Here is a 16830-nt window from a genome sequence, read left to right as displayed (position 1 = left end):
ATATTCTAAGGATTGTATTTAATTATACCTACAATGTTTCACAACCTATAAAAGGTCTAAATGACCTCTTTTTTAGACCTTTTATATTTTTCTACTACATGAAGAGTCTAATTCTTTTTAACTCTGTAAGTTATCCTTCTATTTGTGATCACTGTCTTTACTTTAACGGTCAATACTGCAGAAGACGAATTTGTAGTTCCGCAAGAGGAACCTGCTGTTGATGCTACAAACCTAAAGCGATACCCATTTTGTAAAGCTCGGGCAGAAACTACTGTCAAAGTAACTGTTTGTGTTCCTGTATATTCTGAACTCTCTGCGACGGAATTAAATGTTATTCCTCCATCCGTACTTACCTCCCAATGAAAAGTATCTGAATTTGAGGCTGTAGCGGTGAAAATAGCATTATCTCCTACAAAAACTACTTGATCAGCACCAATAGTAACTACCGACGGAGACTCTTCTGTTAAAGTTATCGGTGTTCTAGTAGTACTAGTACAGCCTACAAATGTTGTGCTTCTGGCTTCAGCATAATACGTTCCTGCACCAGCAGGCGTATACGATAAACTACTTTCTAATAAAGCGGTACCCCCTGATAAATTTGCATACCAATCAACAGTTTCATCTGATGGTACATTCGCTGATAATTGTGGAATTGAATCTCCCGAACAATAAGATTGGTCGCCACCACTAACAGGGGCATCCATTTCATCGTTAACGTTCAAAGTAGTTACGCCACTACTATCTTCATCACAAATAGTACTGCTATGTGATGCTATTAACCGGTATTGATTACCATTTTCTGTAAGAGTAACATTTATAATATCTAATGTATTGGTACCCGTACCTGAATACTTTGTGCTATCTGATATATCAATCCAATTACTTCCATTTAATAATTGCCACTGAAATGTATCTGCATATAAAGCAGAATTAATTAAGGTTACATCTGTACTGTAACATGCTTGTATTGTAGTATTATTTTTGTCTGCTATTATAGGCGCTTGTTTCTTTTCTTTATAATCATAAACAGTATTTGAATCACCATCATTAGGCTCCGGATATGTTGCTGCAGTTATTCTACCATTAACATCAACATTTGGTTGTCCACTTCCATAAAATCCATTGGCATCAGAATCTGTATCTTTTGCACCATAGGCTTCATCTGAGTCATTACACCCATCATTGTCTGAATCAAATTCTAAAACATCAGGTATCGTATCTAAATCCGAATCTGATAACGTATAATTCACAGTCTCACGATTTGGGTCATTCTGAACATTATCTGGTACGCCATCTGTACCGACTGCTCCAGTAACAACTCCGTCAGTATGAGCTTGATTATGCCCAGCTTCCACAGCATCATAAATACCATCATTATCACTATCCAAATCAAAAACATCTGGAACTCCGTCATTATCACTATCTAAACATTCTGTAGTTGGAGTAACACTCACTAAATCTAAAGCAGCACCATTTGAAGTCCCATCAGGAGTTGCATAAAATTGAATTGTTGTTTCCGTTGTTGTTGCTACAAAACTGCGCTCGTAGTAAAGCCATTTTTTAGGACCTCTTATACCTTGTACAAGACCCTCTGCTGTGTAATTTAGCGTGTCATCAATAATAGGAGTATTCCCAGAATCTACTACATCTACATCTAATGTTACTTGTGTTCCTACCTCATGCCCAATATCTTCTCCCCAAAAGAATGAAAAGATATATGTTTTACCAACTTCTGTAGTTATGATTTGAGAAAGCGTATTGTTTACTCCACTTGTTACATTATTATTACCTGTAACATCTATATATTAGTTGCCATGGTATGCTGGAGCATAAACATCTGGAGTCCAAGATGGACTTCCTCCGCCTACCCAACCATCTAAATTAGTCGTATAGTTCCAACCTGCTAACTCATTAGTATTATATGTTGCCCCTATAAATGTACCAGACCCATCTGTAAATCCATCTGGAAAAGTTGCTGGATCAGTGAAATCTTGTTGTTCAAAAGAAGAGTTTATTATTAAATTTCCACAACCTTCGTCTACATCTAAAATTCCATCATTATCATCATCAAAATCTAATATATTTAAAATCCCATCCGCATCGGTATCTTCGTCAACAAACAATATAACTTCATTAGAATATTCATCTGTACAGATATAAGCTGAATCATAAACTAAGACGCGAAATTGTTTTTTATGATCTGCCGTACTTACGTTTGACACCGTATAGCTACTACTGGTCGCTCCAGATATATTTGTAAAAGTAGCACCATCATCAAGACTTTGCTGCCATTGATAATCTAAATTACCACTAGTACCACCTGTTGCTGTCACTGAAAAAATAGCATCATCCCCAATAATCGTATATTGATTTAAAGGTTGTTGTGTAATTGCTACCACAGTATATGCTTCTGCATAATCATAAATACCATTTAAGTTTCCGTCATGTGGAGTTTGGTAGGATGCTGCTACAACCGTACCATCTGAATTTACAATTGGGGCACCAGAACCATATTTACCATTATTATCTAAATCTGCATCTCTATTAGCATAAGCTTCATCTGAATCTGTACAACCATCTCCATCACTATCTGCTTCTAAAGTATTTGGAATACCATTATTGTCTGAGTCACAGAAAGATTGTACAATTTGAATATCATCTAATGCTAAATCATTACCTAATCCTCCTGGTGCATTATTAATTAAGACTAATTCTAACGCGGTGGTTGATGTTGGTGTAAACGATCCTATAAAATTTTTCCAAGCATCGGCAGAGCCATTTGCTTCTCTAGGAATTGAACCTGATTCAAAAGAGAACACTGTAGCACCATTCTGTTGAATTAAGGCTGTTATATCTGGCTCTATTCTTCCGTCGTTATTATCTTGATCAACATCCAAATTCATTACCCAGAAAGATATATCTAAAGGCACATCTGGTTCTACTTGAACCAAAGTCCTTCTGTAAAATTCTCGTCCTGCAGTATTATTAGCATTAAAAATTGCCATCCTATCAGACCCTGATGTATGATCTCCTCTTGACTGCCATAGTGAAGGAGCCCAAGATGCTGTAGATGAAATGTCTTCAAAAATTGTATAATATCCATCTTGTAGGTCATTACTTCCATTTTCAAAAATATAATTTGTGTAAGGTGTTGATATTCTACTACCAGATGCAATTCCAAAATCTTCTGAAAAAATTACAACATTAACCGTTGCAGCTCCAGGACCACAATTAGTTGCTTCTATAGCATCTAAAATTCCATCATTATCATCATCTCTATCATCTGTATCTACAACTCCATCATTATCACTATCTAAAACTATTCTCAGAATAGCTGCTGAAGAAATTGCTGGAGTACACTTAAATGAACTATCTGAAACAAGTACTCTATACAAGTTTTTATCCTGCGAATTAGAAACTCCATTTATAGAATAACTAGCTCCATTAGCACCTGATATACTAGAAAAAGTGACTCCATCATTTGTACTTATTTGCCACTCATATGTATTATCACTTGCAGATGTAGCTACCATATATATTACATTGCTGCCTTCTGAAACAAATTTATCTTGTGGCTGAGTTGTTATAATAGGAATAGTACCTGCTTCTCTGTAATCATATATATTGTTACTATTATTATCTATAGGGGTAGTATAGCCATCTAAATTACCTGTTACTTTTCCTGTAGTCGCATTATAACCCGAGCCTTGTAATTCTCCAGATTTAGTTGAATTCTGAGTAAAACCAGATTCAATAACGTCATTACATCCATCCCCATCACTATCTAAATCTATAAAATCTTTATTTCCCTCATTTTCCGAATTTAAAACTGTATAATTTACAGTTCCATTATTCGGACTTGACTGTACCGAATTAGGAATACCATCTGTACCTACATCTCCTATTAATACACCGTTAGAGTGCGTTTGATTATGACCGGCCTCTACAGTATCATAAATGCCATCATTATCACTATCTAAATCATGAATATTAAGAACACCATCATTATCAAAATCAGAACAACCAGTAGTTAAAATTACATTATCTATGTACATCATGTCATGATTTCCTGATGTTGAAACACCATTAAACCTTAATACGATTGTACTAGATGTTGGTGTAAAAACAATAGTTCTTGAAACCATATTTAAAGTAGCATTACCGTTTTGAGATTGCCCACCATTTGTTACTGCAATTTGGTTTGATGTTTCTGACAATACTGTAGCACCATCAATCAAAACATTTAAGACTACTTGATTATTATAACTAGTATTGGCACCTACATCAAAAGTTATACTGTTTTCACTACCTGAACTTACATTAATTGTTTGATAAAAAGATGCTGTACCGGTACCATTCCATTGAGGAAACCATGCCCTATCAGCATCTTTATTCCACTGATTACCACTACCTGTCCAACCAGGATTATTAGCATCCGTATAGAATATCCAACTTGTAAAATCTCCATTACCCACTAAACTTGACGAACGAAAGCATTCATCTTCATCTAAAATTCCATCATTATCATTATCTAAATCACAAACGTCATTAATTCCGTCTCCATCTGTATCTACACCAGTTGGATCTGTACAAGGCTCGTAAGAGCCTACACTTTTTGTAAATGTAGTTTCTGCTTTGCTATTAAAAAACACTAACAAAAATAGAATGCCAATTCCTAATTTTATGTAAAGTGGAAAGGTTTTAATATTCATTTGCATTTTTATAAAACAAAAGTATTCATGTTTATTATTAACCATAAATATAAATTGAGAAAAAACTCACCAAAATGAAGTAAGTATAAACGTTCGTAAGACTAAAGTCTTAGTTTTAAAATCATATTAGTTTGACTTTACTCTATAAGTAATCCTTCTATTGGTAATTAGCGTATAGTTTTTAATAATACTAAAGGGAGAAAACTCAGAGGTTGAATTTGATATAGTTGCAGTAGATGTAATAAAATTACCAACAGCAATATTTAGTGGTCCAGCAATAACAAATCTAAATTTATTCGTATTATCTGTATTTCCATCTACATCGGTATATGGAGTAGTTATTGTTAATAAATCTACTGAAGAACCTTCGATTACTGTAGCAAGATAGATTTGACCTTCTCCGTAATCTGTAGCTAAACCTAATTGATTTTCTCCAGCGCTAGCAGAACCTTCATTGATATCTGTTAAAAACACTTCAATGGTAGCTCCCGGTCTAGACCAACCTTCTATTACTAAATTAGATCCCGAGACAAATGCATTTGAAATTATTGGAAAATTCAACAATCCGTTTGGTCCTGAATCCCCATCTCCAGAATCATTTAATGTTACTCCATCCCCTAATGAATCTGTTGCATCTAAATCTATACCTAAAGCATCTGCGGTAGTTCCATTCGCAAAAATAGAATTTTGTGATATTAAGTTTCCAGAAGTAGTTCCTCCAGAAATAACTATTCCGGAACCTGCATTCGTAGCAATTATATTATTTTCAATGGCCGAATCACTACCGTGCAATCTTATTCCTGCATTTTCTATCTTGCCACTACAATTACCCCCGTTCTGACCTGCATTCGTAATCGTATTTTCTGTGATAACGACACCACCAGAAATTGCTTCTCCATCAATACCTAAGGCTGCTGAATTATCAATTAAATTTTGATGTATGAGTATCCCAGAGCCATCTGCTAACAAAATATTATCATCACAACCTGTCGCTCCATTAGCATCAAAATGATTATTTTGAATCAAAGTACTTGTTCCTCCATCTACAAAAACACCTGCATCTGTATTTGAAGAAATATAATTTGAGTCAATTATTGCTACTCCATTTTTAATTTCTATTCCGTAGTCTATGTTTCCTGCAGCACTTCCAAGTGCATTTACGCCTAATAAGGAATTAGAAATAGTAACAGCGCCACCATTTATTATAATTCCTGCATTATTATTTCCATACACCGCTACATTTCTGATAACCACATCTGTTCCTGATGCACTCAACACATCTCCATTGTCCCTATGAATTTGAATTTCTGGACGTATATAATCAGGTAATGCGGTAGCAGATGTTCCTACTGCTGTACCTCCTGCACCGATAGTTCCTGAATTAGAATCTCCTGAATATGCTGTTTGCGTTCTCCCATCTAACACCGTATTTGTTCCTGTAATTTCAGAAAGTGAATTTCCATTAGAAATCAGCACGTCGAAAATTCCAGCTGCATAATTAGCATCTGCTGCTCTGCCTAAAGCATCACCCGTTGGGGGAATCATAAAAATTGAAGTATCTTCTTCTGCCGCTGGATCAAAAATAGAATTTGCTTCTATATCTAAACCTGTTTCTGATAGGGTATTAGAATTCAGAATAAATTGTTGTAAAGAACCCTGACCCGTTTCATTGGTATTTACAATCGTATTAAAATTAAATCCAAAATTAATACCTACTACACCATTACCTGCAACCTCTACACTAGATATACTTTGTGCATTATTGAAAACTCCTAAAGATACGTCTTGAGTGGCTTTAGGGTTAGCTCCCCCTACTTCATCAGTAACATCTACAATACTTCCAGAAACCATTTCGGTCCTATACGTTTGTGTTGGGTAACAAGAAGAACAGTTTGGCCCATTACCTCTAGTAGATCTCACTGTAGAGCTCACTACTTTAATAAAATAATCTCCATCTGCCATACCTCCAAATGAGTAATTTCCGTTTGCTTCCGTATTTTTTCTTTGGATGAAGACACCAGAAGAATCAAAAAGTTCCACGATAGTTCCAGACATTCCTATTCCGCCCGAAATTACTTGGTCACGACCTATACCTCCAGGGTAATTAACATCTTCAAAAACCCGGCCCGCTATCAAATTAGAAGGTACCTTTAAAACTACTGCTGCAGAAATAACAAAATCTTGACCAACATCTACGTTTGCCGTTACTTCACTATCTGCTGGTTGTATAAATGATGAAATATCATAAGTATCTAAATCTACACCATACATATTAGCATTGTTGTAAACTGGTGGTCCTACTGTATTATCATAAATTGTAGAGTTATAAGAGTTATTTCCTGTTTGCCCTCCATCTCCTGTCAATATAAAATTCTGATTTCTTTGATTTGTAATTGAAAGTTCTTCTGGATTTGTAGAACCAGAACTAGACCCATCTAAATCTGGATCTCCTTCCCATGATAAGAATGATGCTTTTGCTCCTTCACCTGAAATAGCATAAAAAGAATCTAACGTAAACGAATTACCATCATTACTTAAACCATCAAAACCTTGATACAAATTAATATTTACTGCTGGTAATGATCTGTCTTCATAAAAAACCATTAAGGCCCAACCACCTAAAACTGTACTCGTAGTACAATACTCTCCTGTATTATTTATAGTTAAATCTTCAAAATCAAAAACATTATTTGATAAATCAGAAACACCTTTTACTATTGTAGTTACGTCACTTACATATCCAAAAAAGTTTCTGTTGCCTAAAGAGGTCTGATACAAAAAATTTGCAGACACACTTTGTCCTTCAAAAGTAACATCTGCATCACGTACCGTACTAGAATGAGACCAATATAGGTAAGCTCTTTCTACAACAGCAGTGCCAGGAACTGGAGAAACCAAACTATTGGACGATGATGTCGTAACAGCACAAGGGGAGCCCCCATTAGGACTCGTACGTAATGTACCTCCAGTAGTAGAATAATCATAATACCCATCAAATTCTTGAAATAGGGTTAAAGGGTCATTTGCTAGAATTTGTGAGTTTATTGTTCCTTTTCCTTTATCATTATAGTTTACCGTAGCGTATTGAGCGGTAGCTCCTGTAAATTCTATATCAAAGTCTTCTGCAAACTCAGGCACACCATCATTACCAATGGGTACAGATATTGTCTGAATATTATTTAGTTCTCCTGTAAATGTTAGTGTTCCGGATACTGCAGTATAATCACTACCCGCTAAGGCTAGCCCATCTACAGATTGAAAATCAACAGTAAAAGGCGCTTCCACAAATCCAAATAAGAATACATTTCTTCCATGAGCAGCTCTTGTAGACCTAACTGTAAAAACAGCATTACCAACATCTTCATCAAAAGAAATATCTTCAATTATTATAATTGGTCCATCAGGAAAACAATTTATCTCTGCCTCCCAACCCGCTCCTGTATTACTTCCATTGGAAACAAACCTAAATGTTAAACAACCTGAAGCAGCTGAAGAGTTTATAGATGTTGGAACATTAGCACTATCATACTGCCCTATTAATGCTGCTCCTGTAGAGTTACCATCATAAACATATAAAATATCTCCTGTAACAACTTCAAAACTTGTGAAATTGATATTTAAATAGGTATCTGCCGTATCTGGACAAATTGTATAGGTTACATCTTGGTTATTACTGTAATTAGAAAGCCCTCCTGGATCAAAAAATGTATCACTACATGTAGTCGCGCTTCCTCCATCTGTCATGATAAGTGCATCATCATCTATAATAGTACCTATTGCCGTATCCGTAATATCAGCTGTTGGGTCAGACGTTAAGGTAAATTCAATGGTAAAATTCTCAGGATTTTCAATAGTTCCATCATCTAATATAGGAATGGTTATAGTTTCTGTATCCCCGACAGTACCATTAAAACTCAACACGCTTGTACTACCCGTATAATCACTACCATCTATAGCAGAGCCATTTACCGTTTGATAATTAACGGTAAATGGAGCAGCAGCATTTGAACCCGTATGAGAAACTGTAAAAACAGCATTTCCGGAATCCTCGTCTACCGTTACATCGTTTATTTCTAGTATAGGTATAGGTGCAGGGTAAGTTGCGGTAATCAAAAAATTATCGATGTAGGCATAATCATCATTTCGCCAGTTATTACCTGATCTTGCAAATCTCACTGTAGTCGTAGCAGAAATAAAGCCCGAAATATCTTGACTAAACGTGCCTGAATTATTATCACCAATAGTACCTATAGTTGTATAAGAAACACCTCCATTATTTGAAACCTGTATCCCCAACACTCTACTACCTCCTAGACTTATAGCTTGCCAATTAAAACTTAGCACTGCAATTGAAGCACCATCAAGATTCGCTGATCTACGTATATTCTCTGACCATATATAATAAAGTTCGAGTCGGTTACTACTAATTCTTAGGTATTGAGAAGTAGGTCCATTGTCGTTATCTCCAGTTTCTATCCAATCTGTAGAAAAATTAGAACTACCATTATTATTAGAATAGGATACAGTACTAAAATTATCTCTAAATGTTTCTTGTGCAGAAATCATTCCTGAGAATAATAATAGTATGTAAAAAATAATATGTTTAAATAGGGTCATGTATTTTACTAAAGAAGTACCTACCTAATTAAAGTGATTATTGGCACCGCTATATTCCCAGTAAAAATACCTAACGAGACATCGTTTATCTAAATTTTGTTGTGTAGCAAGGAAAAACCGAAGTATATCCCTATGAAAAAGATTGTTGCCGTTTTAAATAGAACTGATAATTAGATCAAAATCGCGGCTTAAAATTAGTAAAAACACATAAATAAAAAAGCAGCTACCCAATAAGATAACTGCTTTTTTATTTAAATTTTTAAAGTATTCTATTCCCTAATAATAAATTCTGATCTTCTATTTAAGTCATGTTCCTTAGAAGAACATTTAGAATTATTACCACATCCATTTACTAATTTAGTTTCACCAAAACCTTCGCCTTCAAGTCTATCTGCAGATATTCCTTTAGAGACCATATACCCTACAGTAGATTCTGCTCTCTTTTGGGATAACCACAAATTGTAAGCATCTTTACCACGACTATCGGTATGTGAATTAACTTTGATTTTTAAACTTGGATATTTTTCCATTGCAGCTATAACTTTTTGTATTTCTACTTCGGCATCTGGTCTAATATTATATTTATTTAAATCGAAGTAAATGGTACTCAACTGTAATAACTTAGCTAAATCATCACCAAAACCAGCTCCAATTTTATCTCGCTCCAAGTAGAAATCAATTACCTGTGGTTTTCCATCAGATTCTCCCATATATTCTTCTGAAGGGATGTAACCATCTGTCATTGCACGTATAAAATTACCTTGATCACAATCTATCAAAATCTCATAATAACCATTAGCATCTGTAAGGATCTGCAAAATTTCAACATTATCTTCGTTGATTACTTTTACAGTAGCTCCTACTAGTACTTGGTTTGAAATTTTATCTCTAACGACACCAGAAACTGGTTGTTTACAATCTAATTCTAATGGGATATTTTCAACAAAACTATAGATATCATCATTACCTAAACCACTCTCTCTGTTTGAAGCAAAGTAACCCGTTTTTGTATCTTCATCAAAAATAAATGTAAAATCATCTAATTTTCCATTTATAGGTTCCCCTACATTTTTTACAATGCCAGTATAGTTGTTATCTTTAATCTTAGTTGCAAAAACATCTAAACCTCCTAATCCAGGATGTCCTTCTGAAGAAAAATAAAGAATTTCTTCACTTGTTACAAAAGGAAATGTTTCTCTTGCTTCTGTATTTATGGTATTCCCTAAATTTTCTGGAGTACCAAAAGTTTCATCGTCATTGATGGTTACTTTAAAAATATCTGATTCTCCTAAAGTACCTGGCATATCTGAGGCAAAATACAATGTCTTTTCGTCAGGACTTAAAGCGGGATGCGCTACAGAATAACTATCACTATTAAATGGAAGTTCCTCGATATATGCAAATATACTATCTTCCATAACAGCTCTAAAAATCTTTAATCGGATTACGCCATTATCGTCTTTAACAGATTTACCCTCTTTAAAATTATTTCTAGTAAAATAAATTGTTTTACCATCTTTAGTCGCTACTGTAGTAGATTCATGAAAACGCGTATTTATCGCCTTATCCATTTTAACTACTTTGCTCATAGAAACGCTATCAACATTAATTTTATAAATATCCAAGAAGTCTTTTGAATTCCAAGTATGTCTATATTTTGCAAGGTTTCCAGTATCCCTATCTGAAGAAAAAAGTAAACCTTCTTTATAGTAAGATGGTGCAAACTCTGAATAAACGGTGTTAGATTCAAAAGGTCCTATACTATATCTTCCAGAATTTTCTTTAATTTCTTTTCGGTAATCTCTCTCTGTGGTAAAGTTATTAGCTCTATAATCTCCAGATGTCATATCCGAAAATTTCTTCATCAAATCATCGGCTGCTTCGTATTCTCCTAAACTTCTTAATGTTTGAGCATATCTGAAGTAATAATCAGGAGTTACCTCTGTTGGATATTCTGTAACTAGTCGTCCGTAAATTTCAGATGCATCTTTATATTCCGCATTGAAATAATAAGAATTTCCTAATTTCTTTAAAAGTTCTGCAGAAACAAAACCTTTATCAAGAACCTTCTTGTAAATATCTATAGCGGGAGTAAACGAGAATTCATCGTATTTAGCGTTTGCGCGTTCAAGACTTTTGTCTTGTGCGGATAAACTTCCTATTGAAACAAGTAGCAAAACTACTGTATAAAGTATTTTTCTAAGCATAATTGTAATTTAGAAGAAGCGTGGTGATACTAATTTTTGGAATGATCTTGTTAGCTCAAATCTTAAAAACACTTCAAAAGAGCCATCGTTAAATCTAGTTGACCCCAATTCTGTTGTTTCTTTATCATACGCTAATCCTACCATAAATTGATCTGATATTTGAAAACCAGCCATAGCACTTACTGCTGCATCCCATCTATATGCTGCACCAAAAGTAAATTTCTCATTGTACATAAAATTAGCAGATAGATCTATTTGTAAAGGTGCTCCACCAACAACTTTTGTTAAAAGAGCAGGCTTAAATTTAAAATCACTTGACAAATCAAATACATACCCAGTAATTGCATAAAAATTGATACGCTCTGTAGACAAAAAAGCAACCGAGTTTGCATCACGAGCAGAATTATCAAAATGATCTGTCTCTAATATATTAGGAGCTGATAAACCTAAATAAAACTTATCTGTGTGGTAGTACAATCCTAATCCAAAATTTGGAGAAAATTTGTTTTCTATATTATCACCAGTAACCGTTTCGCTATCAAAATTTCGAAGTTTATTAAAATCTAGATTTAATAAATTACCTCCTGCTTTAAGTCCAAAAGATAACTTTCCAGTTTGCGAAACATCTATTGTATAGGATATTACTCCATCTAGATATGTTTCCTGAACAGTTCCATTACCTATTTCATCATTTACTATTGACACGCCATAGCCCAATCTACTATTCCTAATAGGGGAATGTAGGTTTAATGTCTGTGTTGTCGGTGAACCATCTAATCCTACCCATTGAGACCTATATAAGGCACCAATACTCAACTGTCCTCGTGAACCTGCGTAAGCGGGGTTTACACTCATGGTATTAAACATATACTGGGTGTATTGCGCATCTTGTTGAGCTTGTGAGCTCTGAAAAAATAGCGATGCCAAAACAAGGGGTACTAAAAAAATTAATTTATTCATAATATATAGTGTTCTCAGTACTATTATTTATTATTATTTATTTACTTATATAGATATAAGCACTATCAGTTATTGCTTTACCATTTACATCTTGATAATCGAATATATAGAAATATACACCTGATGGTAAATACTCGTCTTTAGAGAAAGTAGATCTACCTCTTGAACGTCCGTCAAATACATTATTTTGATTGTTATATCCTTCTCCCTCATACACAGATATACCCCATCTATTGAAAATTTTCAATGTATTATTAAGGGCAAATTCCACATTTCTAATGAATAGGAAATCATTCTTACCATCACCATTCGGCGTTACCATCTGGTTAACTTCTATTTTTTGATAATCATTTTCTATAATAACCGTAACTGTTGCTGTATCGCAATTGGTTGGTACTGCTATTTCACAAATGGTATACGCTATAGTATAAGTTCCTGGAGCAGTGTCGGTATCTACTGTAACTGTTCCGTCTGTGTTTACCATTAATGGACCAGTAGGCGTAGAAGTTATTTCTACTTCTGATATAGAAACTTGTTCACCATTCAATAGATCGTTATCAAGAATATTACCTTCTAATGTCCCTCCTGAAGTTGTTGTTTCATAAATATCATCTACTGCATCAATAACATCGTAAGCTGCTACTGTAATCGTAACAGTTCCCGTATCACAGTTACCTAATGTATCACAGATTGTATACTCAAAATCATCTTCACCTGTAAAACCATCGTTTGGTGTATAGGTAATCGTATCATCGCTAATATCATCTGGGGTACCACCATCATTAATAACAACTATTCCGTTTTCTGGTGTTGTTACCGTAAGGGTTCCATCTGAAGGTATGTTTGAATCATTATCTAATACATCAATAACTACTGGTGTATTTTCATCCGTAATGGCTGAATCATCAACAACATCAAGAATTACTGGTGCTGTTACCGTAATTGTAACAGTTCCCGTATCACAGTTACCTAATGTATCACAAATTGTATACTCAAAATCATCTTCACCTGTAAAACCATCGTTTGGTGTATAGGTAATCGTATCATCGCTGATATCATCTGGGGTACCACCATCATTAATAACAACTACTCCGTTTTCTGATGTTGTTACCGTAAGGGTTCCATCTGAAGGTATGTTTGAATCATTATCTAATACATCAATAACTACTGGTGTATTTTCATCCGTAATGGCTGAATCATCAACAACATCAAGAATTACTGGTGCTGCTACTGTAATCGTAACAGTTCCTGTTTCACAGTTACCTAATGTATCACAAATTGTATACTCAAAATCATCTTCACCTGTAAAACCATCGTTTGGTGTATAGGTAATCGTATCATCGCTGATATCATCTGGGGTACCACCATCATTAATAACAACTACTCCGTTTTCTGGTGTTGTTACCGTAAGGGTTCCATCTGAAGGTATGTTTGAATCATTATCCAATACATCAATAACTACTGGTGTATTCTCTTCTGTTGTAGCAGTATCATCAACAACGTCAATTAAAGTACTTGGTGTAGTTACTTCAATCGTAACAGTTCCTGTTTCACAGTTACCTAATGTATCACAAATTGTATACTCAAAATCATCTTCACCTGTAAAACCATCGTTTGGTGTATAGGTAATGGTATCATCGCTGATATCATCTGGGGTACCACCATCATTAATAACAACTACTCCGTTTTCCGGTGTTGTTACCGTAAGGGTTCCATCTGAAGGTATGTTTGAATCATTATCCAATACATCAATAACTACTGGTGTATTCTCTTCTGTCGTAGCAGTATCATCAACAACGTCAATTAAAGTACTTGGTGTAGTTACTTCAATTGTAACAGTTCCTGATTCACAGTTGCCTAATGTATCACAGATTGTATATTCAAAATCATCTTCACCTGTAAAACCATCGTTTGGTGTATAGGTGATAGTATCATCACTAATATCATTCGGGGTACCACCATCATTAATAACAACTACTCCGTTTTCTGGTGTTGTTACCGTAAGGGTACCATCTGAAGGTATGTTTGAATCATTATCCAATACATCAATAACTACTGGTGTATTCTCTTCTGTTGTAGCAGTATCATCAACAACGTCAAGAATTACTGGTGCTGCTACCGTAATTGTAACAGTTCCTGTTTCACAGTTACCTAATGTATCACAGATTGTATACTCAAAATCATCTTCACCTGTAAAACCATCGTTTGGTGTATAGGTAATGGTATCATCGCTGATATCATCTGGGGTACCACCATCATTAATAACAACTACTCCGTTTTCTGGTGTTGTTACCGTAAGGGTTCCATCTGAAGGTATGTTTGAATCATTATCCAATACATCAATAACTACTGGTGTATTCTCTTCTGTTGTAGCAGTATCATCAACAACGTCGATTAAAGTACTTGGTGTAGTTACTTCAATCGTAACAGTTCCTGTTTCACAGTTACCTAATGTATCACAAATTGTATACTCAAAATCATCTTCACCTGTAAAACCATCGTTTGGTGTATAGGTAATCGTATCATCACTGATATCATCTGGGGTACCACCATCATTAATAACAACTATTCCGTTTTCTGGTATTGTTACCGTAAGGGTTCCATCTGAAGGTATGTTTGAATCATTATCTAATACATCAATAACTACTGGTGTATTCTCTTCTGTTGTAGCAGTATCATCAACAACGTCGATTAAAGTACTTGGTGTAGTTACTTCAATTGTAACAGTTCCTGTTTCACAGTTACCTAATGTATCACAAATTGTATACTCAAAATCATCTTCACCTGTAAAACCATCGTTTGGTGTATAGGTAATGGTATCATCACTAATATCATCTGGGGTACCACCATCATTAATAACAACTACTCCGTTTTCTGGTGTTGTTACCGTAAGGGTTCCATCTGAAGGTATGTTTGAATCATTATCTAATACATCAATAACTACTGGTATATTCTCTTCTGTTGTAGCAGTATCATCAACAACAGTTATCATCTTATTACAAGCATCAGTATAGGCAGATTCACGAAAATCTAAAATTCCATTCGCATTGGAATCTAATGGTGTAGTATAACCTTCACCATTTTCTCCCGAAATAACTTTACCCATGGCATTCACCCTCGGTGGACTTACATTTCCAAGTCTACTATCTCTATTTTCAAACAATAGCGCATCAATAAACCCTGCTTCCATAGTATCACTACAACCATCATTATCAGAATCAAGATCTCTGAAATCTGGTGTACCATCTCCATCAGTATCTATTGGAGTAATTCCTTCACCAGAACCCGGCGAATTCTCATAGTGATCATCTAAACCGTTACCATCCGAATCTACACCACATGGCGCTGTATAAGCTGAAGAAACCTGAGCCTCTACATTATCTAGAATACCATCATTATCAGCATCTAAATCTCTATAATCTGGAGCTTTATCTCCATCTGTATCTATCGGAGTTAAACCTGTTCCGTAATAATTCTCATATTGATCATCTAACCCATTTCCATTAGCATCCAAACCGCTTTTAGGATTATAACTAGCATCATTTTGAGCTTCAACATTATCCAAGATACCATCATTATCAGAATCAATATCTAAATAATCTGGAATACCATCGCCATCCGTATCAACAGGAGTTAAGCCTTGTTTAGGACAATGCTCGTAAGCATCATCCAACCCATTCATATCTTTATCTACTCCAAGCGCTGGAATAAACCCTGCAGTAGTCTGAGCTTCTACATTGTCTAAAATTCCGTCGTTATCAGAATCGATATCTAAATAATCTGGAATACCATCGCCATCGGTGTCTCTTGACCCATAAGAACTGTATCCTTCAACAGTATCAAGGATTCCATCATTATCAGAATCTAAGTCTTTTGTATCGATGATTTTATCACGATCTGAATCTACAAAGTAGACTGCGAAGTCTAATCCTTTGCTATACCCACTAAAAGAAGATAGTGCAGTAAATACAAAAAGGAAAAGAAAAAACTTATAGGAAAATCTTAGTAGTTTCCTATATTTATTTATTAAAGTAAAAATATCCATATGCGTTAGTTTATAGTTGACTAATCACCATGGCATTTAGGTTATAACATTTTAGTAAGAAGATGGGGTCTTCTGATCTTTAGAAATATGATGCAAGATATAGCTTATTAATATAATTGATAAACCACGGCTAGCACGAATCCACATTAATCTTTAAACGGCAAATATAATCGATGTATGACATAAACCTAAGAGAATTGAACAGTTTTAAATACGGATAAACGGTAAAAAAAGACTTCGGGTATTTTCCTACACTTGTAGGAATTAAGCTATTCATCGATGAATTTAA

The 16830-nt window shown here is 34.8% G+C and carries 6 protein-coding genes; all 6 read right to left on the bottom strand.

All coding sequences use genetic code 11. The features are described from left to right. Positions 1 to 107: 107 nt before the first annotated feature. The 6 genes from CELAL_RS11865 to CELAL_RS11840 all read right to left on the bottom strand — a co-directional run bounded on the left by CELAL_RS11865 (position 108) and on the right by CELAL_RS11840 (position 16541). Entirely contained in the window at positions 108 to 1454 is a 1347-nt protein-coding gene (locus CELAL_RS11865) for an immunoglobulin domain-containing protein (protein WP_013551151.1), read from the bottom strand. A gap of 351 nt (positions 1455 to 1805) precedes the next feature. Continuing rightward, on the bottom strand, positions 1806 to 4712 hold the full coding sequence (locus CELAL_RS11860; RefSeq protein ID WP_013551150.1) for a thrombospondin type 3 repeat-containing protein: 2907 nt from the start codon (positions 4710 to 4712) through the stop codon (positions 1806 to 1808). Between the two features lie 126 nt (positions 4713 to 4838). Then, complete coding sequence (locus CELAL_RS11855) at positions 4839 to 9329, bottom strand: Calx-beta domain-containing protein (RefSeq protein WP_013551149.1); 4491 nt, start codon at positions 9327 to 9329, stop codon at positions 4839 to 4841. 269 nt (positions 9330 to 9598) lie between these two features. After that, positions 9599 to 11536, bottom strand: a complete 1938-nt coding sequence (locus tag CELAL_RS11850; protein ID WP_013551148.1) for an OmpA family protein — start codon at positions 11534 to 11536, stop codon at positions 9599 to 9601. 9 nt (positions 11537 to 11545) lie between these two features. Beyond that, entirely contained in the window at positions 11546 to 12496 is a 951-nt protein-coding gene (locus CELAL_RS11845; protein ID WP_013551147.1) for a PorP/SprF family type IX secretion system membrane protein, read from the bottom strand. A gap of 37 nt (positions 12497 to 12533) precedes the next feature. Continuing rightward, positions 12534 to 16541 carry an Ig-like domain-containing protein gene (locus CELAL_RS11840; RefSeq protein WP_013551146.1) on the bottom strand — a complete coding sequence of 1336 codons (4008 nt, stop codon included), beginning with the start codon at positions 16539 to 16541 and terminating at the stop codon, positions 12534 to 12536. Positions 16542 to 16830 lie beyond the last annotated feature (289 nt).

The organism is Cellulophaga algicola DSM 14237, from assembly GCF_000186265.1.
In the GTDB taxonomy this organism is placed as follows: Bacteria; Bacteroidota; Bacteroidia; order Flavobacteriales; family Flavobacteriaceae; genus Cellulophaga; species Cellulophaga algicola.
Note: the sequence above shows the minus strand (reverse complement) of the source record. Positions and strands in the feature narration are given on the sequence as shown.

Coding starts and splice junctions, on each gene's coding strand:
- CELAL_RS11860 (WP_013551150.1), bottom strand. CDS start 4,712: ATGAATATTAAAACCTTTCCACTTTACATAAAATTAGGAATTGGCATT.
- CELAL_RS11855 (WP_013551149.1), bottom strand. CDS start 9,329: ATGACCCTATTTAAACATATTATTTTTTACATACTATTATTATTCTCA.
- CELAL_RS11850 (WP_013551148.1), bottom strand. CDS start 11,536: ATGCTTAGAAAAATACTTTATACAGTAGTTTTGCTACTTGTTTCAATA.
- CELAL_RS11845 (WP_013551147.1), bottom strand. CDS start 12,496: ATGAATAAATTAATTTTTTTAGTACCCCTTGTTTTGGCATCGCTATTT.
- CELAL_RS11840 (WP_013551146.1), bottom strand. CDS start 16,541: ATGGATATTTTTACTTTAATAAATAAATATAGGAAACTACTAAGATTT.